This window comes from Alkalibaculum bacchi, assembly GCF_937875145.1.
GTDB classification, from domain to species: domain Bacteria; phylum Bacillota; class Clostridia; order Eubacteriales; family Alkalibacteraceae; genus Alkalibaculum; species Alkalibaculum bacchi_A.
In genome coordinates, this window is sequence record NZ_CALNCS010000124.1 from 1 (window position 1) to 8,509 (window position 8,509).

Genomic DNA, 8,509 nt, shown 5'->3' on the forward strand with positions numbered 1-8,509 from the left:
ACCCAAGCCTTATTTATTCAGGCAATGTTTGCAAATTTAAGCTGGGAAAGTTGAGATTATAACTTTATTCTTTTGCATAATAAAATTCCTCGTCAGGCAATTTTCCTCCTATGGATTGAGGATTTGCTTCATGAAGTATATCTAGATATCCTCCTAGACTTTGTACCAATTTAGAACCATCAACATAAGAAATATTGCATTTAGGTATTGCAGTTTTTGCTACACCTTCTTTTATAATTCCATATTTGTCGATTAATGCTGCAGCCTCATCTATATTGTTATTGGTAAATGCTATTGACTTTTCATATTGAGTCAGAAATTCATCAAACTGCTCCTTATTGTCTTTGAGAAACTCGTCTCTAACCACAAGCACACCAGTTACGAGAGAGCTACCGTCTTCATCTTGCAATTTACTCCATTCTTCTGTCATATCAAACACCGTTCGAATACGGTCATTGTTCATCTTTGCTGATGTAATAAAAGGTTCTGGCAACACAGCTACTACATTTTCTTCACTGGATAAGATTGTAGCAACTTCAGTGGACTCAGATTTAAACTCAATGGTTACGTCTTTATTCGGAACAAGTCCATTTTGCGTTAAGAGGTAGTTTAAAACAAGCTCTGGTGCTTGACCTTTTCCTGTTGTGATTATGGTCTTTCCTTTTAAATCCTCAAAATCAGTGACAGTCTCACCATTTTCCACAATATACAAAACACCTAGTGTATTAACTGCCGCCACCTTTATTTGCCCTCCTGTTTTATTATACAAAACAGAAGCTAAATTTGCTGGTAATGCTGCAATGTCAATTTCGCCAGTTGAGATACCTGTAACGATTTCATCAGCCATTGTCACAATATTAAAATCATAAGAACTGTTTTCCTTTTCTTCTTCGTCATTTATTAATTTTACTAGGCCCATAGATGTAGGTCCCTTAAGAGAAGCGACCCTCACAGGTTCTTTTGAATCCTCAACCTCATTTACTTGTTCACCCTCCCCCTCATTACCAGGGTCAACTTTATCTGTAGAGCATGCAAACATAGAAAACCCCATGATGCAAATTAATAATGCAATAAATAATTTCTTCATTTGATTTCTCTCCTTTTATGTATTCACAGTTTTTGTTATAGACTCACATATATCCCATAGGGCACATCTGACAACTTTTTATTATTTCATCTTATCATATATCCGACAATATATTACAACATTTTTATAATCATTTTGCTATATGGTCTACCTATATTTAATCATAAGCTCCTGCTTAGGTGAATAGATTATCAATATAATTATTAGTGGAGGGGGATTTTGATGGGATATTATATTACCGTAGAATCAAATATAAAGCTTTATGTAGAAGATCTAAATCCAGAAGGTAATAAAACAATTGTATTTCTACATGGTTGGCCTGGAAGTCATGAATTATTTGAATATCAACTTGATCATCTTCCTAAAGGTGGATACAGGTGTATTGGTATAGATCAAAGAGGGTTTGGTAAATCAGATAAACCGTGGTCAGGGTACGATTATAATCGGTTAGCTGATGATATTAGAGAAGTAGTTGAGAACCTGAAATTAAGTAATTTTGTTTTAGCAGGTCATTCAACTGGTGGAGCAATAGCTATTAGGTATATGGCTAGGCATAATGGATATGGAGTATCTAAGCTCGCTCTTTTTGCAGCAGCAGCTCCTAGCCTTATTAAACGTCCTAATTTCCCATATGGGATTGATCGAGAAGTAGTGACCAACATCATTGAGGGAACATATACAGATCGACCAAAAATGTTGAGTGATTTTGGAGATGTTTTTTTCTTTAAATACATAACTACGCCATTTTCTTACTGGTTCTTACAATTAGGCTTACAGGCAGCGGGATGGTCAACAGCTGCTATTGCAAATACTTGGTTACGTGAAGAACTATTTGGTGACCTGAAAACTATAGATGTGCCAACATTAATCATTCATGGAATCCATGATAAAGTCGTTCCATTCCAACTAGGAGAAATACAAAATCAAGGGATTAGAAATTCCAAACTTATACCATTTTATTACAGTGGGCATGGATCATTTTATGACCAAAAATATGAATTTAATAAAGAATTGATTGATTTTATAGAGAGATAATTCTTTAGCATAGAATCTAAAAATACCGTATTATTCAGAAATAGATTTTATTTCCCCAACTATTTACTAACAACCCTGCAAATCATAATCTAATCATTGAATATGGACCAACTACAAGAAGTATCCCTGCCCAAACCACACCTTATCAAATTATTGTTATATGTCCTAAAGTATAGACCTTGTTTTGGAGAACTAAAAAAATAACTTCTAGCTCTTATCTTGGAACCATCTAAAACCAGTAAAAATTTGAATAGCTTTGCTAATTGGATAAATGTTTCTTCTTAGTAACCATACCACCCATTCATATATAAAATAATAAAAAATTAGAAAAGTGGTGATAGTAATGCACTTTTCCCCATCACTAGCGAGTCGCTTTAATCATTGATTGCATTCCTTTTTGCGCCATTTCTTAAACTGATACATTTTTTTGTCTGCACTATAGATAACGTCGTCAATGCTATCACCTTTATAGTATTTTGAATATCCTATTGATACTAAAGGTAATTCTTTTATATCTTTACGACAGTTTGTAAGTTTATCACAAAACACACTGTTTATAGATTCAATTCTTTCGGTATCGTGAAATAACAATACCGAAAATTCATCACCGCCAATACGGAAACAGAACCCGTAACTACCATAAACCTCTCTTATACAATCTGCAACGCAAACCAAGCATTTATCTCCCATCTGATGTCCATAGGTATCATTTACTTCTTTAAAACTATCAATATCAAAAATCAATAACATTGCATCTCTATTAAGAGTATATATTCTATTCAGATAACTTTTATGATTTAAAAGGCCCGTTAAGCCATCAACCTGCTGCCACAGCTCATTACAGTAGATGTAGTAAATGCTAGAGAGAAGGGTGACACAAAGCCAGGTAATATGAACATCTGGATTTATAACCTGTATCGTTGTACCAAAGACTAATAGTAAGAAAATCAGATACGATAATAGTCGATTTTTATTCTGATATTTTTTCGTCAAATGGATGGTTTCAAAAAACAAATAAACAATGCCTAACATATATACTACTAAGTACAATGCAAATAATTCTCCACGAAAATATATATTATCTTTACTTACACTAAATACCCAACCAAAGGGGATGGAGATCGCTAAAAATACATCGTATGCCACAAATATATAAAATAGTGCTTTTGATTTCCTAAACCCACCAATAGCAGCCCCCAGTGTGAGTGCGACCCAGGGAGTCAGGGCAAATCCAAGATAGTTTGAAAGTATATTTATCCACCAAAACTTCTGAGCATTCCCGTTGACCCATACAGTAATAACTTCCATAATGGATATTATTCCGATGAGAGTAAAGGATAAGATAAAACTATTCTTTTGCTTTTGTTTCATTAATGCGTTGGAATAAGTCATGATACTCATTATCAGCAGTACAGTAAAATCAATTATGGTGATATATAATATATAGTAAACGTCCATACTGGCTCATCCTATTCTTAATAAGGCCCATGTCTTATTATCAATTTATTTTTTATGAATCAATTATTATAACGTTTTTATTTACCTTACCGATTAATTTGTATAAATCTCTATGTAATAACAAAGAATATGCCGCCTATTGTATTATTATCATACATCCAACAGTAAATTACAATATTTTCGCAATAATTCTTACACATTATTTTGTTTTGTAAAAAATATCAAATCACTTCAAAGTGTACCTATTGATGTGTTATTTGTGATATAATCAACTCAACTTTTCCACCTTAAGTTTGGAAATATTGCCCAAATAAGGACTTAATACTCATCCTATATTGTAGTTTACTTTTAATCACATTTGGATATCAGCTGTGAACATATTTATCAAGTATTCAGCACACTTTTATTGGTAGGAAAGTTGAATAATTAAGTTTATTTAAATATTTTTGAAATCCGTTCTGATCGCTAAAAAAGATCTTCCTCTTTCACAGAAAGGAATGGCCAATACCATGATAGAACGTTTAAAGCAATTCTTGATACAAAATTACTTTGGCAAACAATTTTCATTAGAGTATCGAGTATACATGATTTTTTTCTTTGAAAGTTACTTTCTGTCAATTATTTCAGGCATAACAAATACCCTGCTTAACAAAGGGCTATTTGGTCAAGCCCTGCAATGGTCTTATATTATCTTTTGTACCATTATAATATTTGTAATCCCACGTATCCGCTTAATCATATTAAAGCCACATTTGTTATTTATTGCTTTTATCTATATACCATTAATGTATTTTCAAACTGCTGGATATGACGGCACTGCCTTGTTATTTGCTCAGCTAGCCCTTTTTTTACTAGGTATCGTTTTTTCTGGCAAAACTCGCATGATTATTATAGTATTAAATATATTAACTTGGTTAGTATGTATCATAATAAGCTTTCAATTCCCTCAAACAGTCACCTTCCATCGCAGTTCCTATGACCTACTAATCGACCTGATAGTGGCACTTATCCTGACCTTTACTGGTTTATCGATTTTAACCACATTTATTAGCAATATTTTTGCAGATAAAAATGATACCTTAGCTGAACTAAGTATTCGCGACGCACTGACAGGAGCATATAATAGGCGGTTTATGACATCTTTTTTGCAGTGCGAATTGGATACATCAAGGCAAACAGGGAATGCAATTTATGTACTCATGCTAGATATTGATCACTTCAAACAGGTTAACGACACTTACGGACATGGGTTTGGAGATCATGTATTACTTGCTTGCGTACAAGGTATAAAAAGTGTACTAAGAAAATGTGATGTAGTGGTGCGATATGGTGGAGAAGAATTTGTAATAATTTTACTCACTCAAATTCCTACGAATGCTAGTCAAATTGCCGAGCGTATTCGTCACGCAATATCCTCATTGCGTTTTCATTATGACGTTAGCATTACGGTTAGCATAGGGGTAACAGCCTCCCGATTTGAAGACACAATAGAAGATATACTCGATAGAGCTGATCAATGTCTGTATAAAGCTAAACTAAATGGGCGCAATCAAGTAGTAATGAAATGATATGCCATTTCTAAATCCAAATTGTAAAAACAGCGAATTATCAAGTAGTGTCCCCTATTAGTACTCTAAAAACTGAGGACACAAAAAACTTTGTGTTGGTCGTCCACAGCGAAAAGCTGAAGTTTTGTGCTTATATGTATTTAACAACCTGCTTCTTCTGCAATCTTTAATTTTCTCGCTTCCATTGACATTTGATCTCGATCACTAGATGTTCCAAACAGTGCGTTTACTTTAATATCTAATCCTCTTCCTATGCCACAGATGTTTTTACGATCCCTTCATGCGATTACCGTGAATCGTTTTCCTCCTTTTGTAGATTTTGTAGCTATGCTACATTTATAATTAAGGTTTAACTTAATTCATTGGTTAAACGGAACAAACAAGCTACTTTGCTTGTCAAGGAGCGTATCGACGTAGAGAAGCATTAGTAATATCCATGGCAGACTTGCCCAAGAGCACCAGTAATGCGAAAGACGATTGAATGTAAGCTATAGCGAAATATTTGTGAGCAACCATTTGGCTCGTTATTTCACGATAAAAAAAAGTCCACAGTCTACAGACTGTGAACTTTACCGTTATTCACATATTTATAATTATCTGGCAGGTCTCCTGACTGCCGAGTCATTGTAAATTTGCGCCTTCCCATAATGAAACAGTGGCATATAGCAAATTACTCTTCGGTTACAGTGGTGGGTCCGTCCAGGATTACCTGCTTCCCTATTATCCTCTATAGAGGCACCTAAATAATTACATATAATATATTTTGACATCATTATACTCATAATTTAATAAATTTGTCAACATCTTTTATAAATAAATTATAACAATTTTTGGATACTCTTTAACAGAAATTCTAAATTTATTATTCTTAAATTTTATATTGACATTTAAATAATGATATCTTAAACTAAAATAAATGAATAAATTATTATTTTGTAAGGTGCCCGAAAGGGATAATAGGGAACCAGGTAATCCTGGACGGTCCCACCACTGTGATCGGATGTTGAAAATGTATATATGCCACTGGGTTTACTGGGAAGGCGTACAAAAGAGTCCATAAGTCAGGAGACCTGCCTACAAAATAGTTGAGACGAACAATGGTAAAGTTCTAGCTTAATAAGCTAGAACTTTACTTTTTTTTAATAAAAACATGACCTACGATAAAGAATTCTGTTCAAAACCAAATATCCTATTCAAAAATTTTTATAACAAAAGGAGCTCAAATGAAAACAATTGTGCAAATACAAGTCGATAGTTTAACATTTCCTAACGAAGAAAAACCTGCACTACAAGAAATTTATTTTGATATTTCTCAGGGAGATTTTATCGTAATTACTGGCGGCGTAGCATCTGGAAAATCTATTTTACTGCATACCATTACAGGAGCAATCCCACATTATCATCAAGCCCAATTAACGGGAAAAATAACGATTATGGATCAAGATATTGCACATATTCCTTTGAATAAGATGTCCGATTATGTAGGATACATGATGCAGGAACCACAAAATCAGCTCATTAGCCTTAAAGTGTGGGATGATGTTGCTTTCGGTCTTGAAAATTTAGAACTTCCACTTGAGGAAATCAAGAATAGAATAAAATCCATATTAAGTTTTGTAGGTCTAAAAGATTTTGAAAACAGAATGACAACGTCACTTTCTGGAGGGGAGGCGCAACGTGTAGTATTAGCAGGTGTTTTGGCCTTAGAAGCTCCTATCCTTATCCTTGACCAGCCTACAGCGGAACTTGATCCATTAGGGCGGGCGAAGCTTTATAAACTATTAGGACACTTAAACAAAACTCAAAATCTTACTGTTATTCTAGTAATGGATTGTATGGAAGAAGTCTTATCTTATGCCAATCGAGTACTCACTATGGAAAACGGACGAATTATTAGAGAAGAAAATCCACAAGAGTATTTAAAGAATCGAAAAGCATATATCATGCAAAAACTGAAAAATAAATCTAAAAGAATACCCAACAATCAAAAGGAACTCATCTTAAAGCTAACAGATGTAACTTTTCATTATAAAAATAGCTCAACGGGTTGTGAGAGCATCAATTTAGAAATTTACAAGGGTGACTTTTTATCCGTTGTAGGCCTCAATGGGTCTGGCAAATCTACCTTAGCAAAGATAATAATCGGATTATTAAATCCTTCTCATGGCGAGATTCGCATTTTTAATCAAGTTCTTACGAAAGAGAACCTTAAAAATATCCGGGAACGTTGTGGATTCTTATTTCAAAATCCGGACTACCAGATTTTTGGAAGTAGCTTAGAAGAAGAAGTGAGCTTTTCTCTAAAACTTAGAGGCGAAACCAAAGAAGCAATTGATAAAAAGGTGGAAGAATCATTAGACTTCGTTGGATTACTTGAATATAAAGATATGCATCCACAGCGTTTAAGTCGTGGCCAACGTCAGCTTTTAGCGTTATCCTCTATTTTAATCAGTAATCCAGAATTTATTATAGCTGATGAGCCAACATCAGGCCTTGATGAAAACCAAGGGTATATGATTATGGAAAAACTATATGAATTTGCAAAGAATGGTGGTACAGTCCTTCTGATAACACACGACTTTACTATGGCTAGTAATTTTTCTAATCGCATTGTTGCCATGAACAAATCCCATATCTATAAAGATATTTCTATATCAGAACTACCTGGACACTTAAAAGAAATGAAAGAAATTGGTTTGAATTTCACTAATACTCTTACATGGAAGGAGACTTAATATAATGGAATACTCCGCTTCATATGAGCAGAAAACAAGATTGATCGATAAACTCGATCCCCGAACAAAACTTGCTTGGTATATTGTAATGATTTATTTTTCCCTCCGTTTTCAATTGGCATTACAGTTGATATGTGTGTTTTTAGCAAATATGCTCGTGTCTTTTGTATTAACAAAATCACTGAAACAATATAAGATTCTACTGATACTTATGCCTTTTTTGGGCGTTCAACTACTCATCCTTCAAGTCTTATTTTGCAGAGATGGAGTTCTTCTATATGAGTGGGGTTTGATAAAGATTTATAGCCAAACAATTTCTCTTACAGTAACTGGACTTCTTAAAGCTGGCATAATAGTCTTTGCAAACATGCAATTCTTTACATCAGCTTCGTCAATGGATTTTACCTTAATGCTGATCAAATTTAAGATTCCCTATCGATATGCTATGCTTGTAGGTCTTTGCGCACGTTCCATTCCTCTTATGAGGAACGAATACACGGCCATTATTGATAGCCAAACCACTAGAGGCCTCAAAATGGAAAGTGTGTACGACAAGATTCGAAGCATCATTCCAACCTTTCTTCCATTTTTATTTCGATCTGTTAGACGTGCTACAGAAACTGCAC

Annotated in this window: 6 protein-coding genes, 1 pseudogene and 2 riboswitches; of the genes and pseudogenes, 4 read left to right on the top strand and 3 right to left on the bottom strand. The window is 34.1% G+C overall.

Annotated elements, in window-relative coordinates; genetic code table 11:
* Positions 1-64: 64 nt before the first annotated feature.
* Complete coding sequence (locus Q7P22_RS07970; RefSeq protein WP_303862846.1) at positions 65-1,087, bottom strand: ABC transporter substrate-binding protein; 1,023 nt, start codon at positions 1,085-1,087, stop codon at positions 65-67.
* 222 nt (positions 1,088-1,309) lie between these two features.
* Between Q7P22_RS07970 and Q7P22_RS07975 the strand changes: the two genes are divergently transcribed.
* Positions 1,310-2,122, top strand: a complete 813-nt coding sequence (locus Q7P22_RS07975) for an alpha/beta fold hydrolase (RefSeq protein WP_303862849.1) — start codon at positions 1,310-1,312, stop codon at positions 2,120-2,122.
* 378 nt (positions 2,123-2,500) lie between these two features.
* Here Q7P22_RS07975 and Q7P22_RS07980 read toward each other — a convergent pair whose 3' ends face one another.
* Positions 2,501-3,580, bottom strand: coding sequence for a GGDEF domain-containing protein (locus Q7P22_RS07980; protein ID WP_303862852.1), 1,080 nt, complete (start codon positions 3,578-3,580; stop codon positions 2,501-2,503).
* A gap of 446 nt (positions 3,581-4,026) precedes the next feature.
* Between Q7P22_RS07980 and Q7P22_RS07985 the strand changes: the two genes are divergently transcribed.
* A complete protein-coding gene (locus tag Q7P22_RS07985) occupies positions 4,027-5,148 on the top strand; it encodes a GGDEF domain-containing protein (RefSeq protein ID WP_113921597.1) in 1,122 nt (373 codons plus the stop codon).
* A 143-nt stretch (positions 5,149-5,291) separates the two neighbouring features.
* On the opposite strand, the pseudogene Q7P22_RS07990 reads toward Q7P22_RS07985, so the two are convergent.
* A pseudogene (locus tag Q7P22_RS07990) lies at positions 5,292-5,408 on the bottom strand (phosphomethylpyrimidine synthase ThiC); the annotation flags it as partial.
* Between the two features lie 321 nt (positions 5,409-5,729).
* A riboswitch (cobalamin riboswitch) is annotated at positions 5,730-5,906 on the bottom strand.
* 163 nt (positions 5,907-6,069) lie between these two features.
* Positions 6,070-6,241: riboswitch (cobalamin riboswitch) on the top strand.
* Between the two features lie 130 nt (positions 6,242-6,371).
* On the opposite strand from Q7P22_RS07990, the gene Q7P22_RS07995 reads away from it, so the two are divergent.
* Positions 6,372-7,883, top strand: coding sequence for an ABC transporter ATP-binding protein (locus Q7P22_RS07995; protein WP_303862858.1), 1,512 nt, complete (start codon positions 6,372-6,374; stop codon positions 7,881-7,883).
* Between the two features lie 4 nt (positions 7,884-7,887).
* On the top strand, positions 7,888-8,509 hold a 622-nt coding region (locus Q7P22_RS08000; protein WP_303862860.1), incomplete at its 3' end, for an energy-coupling factor transporter transmembrane protein EcfT.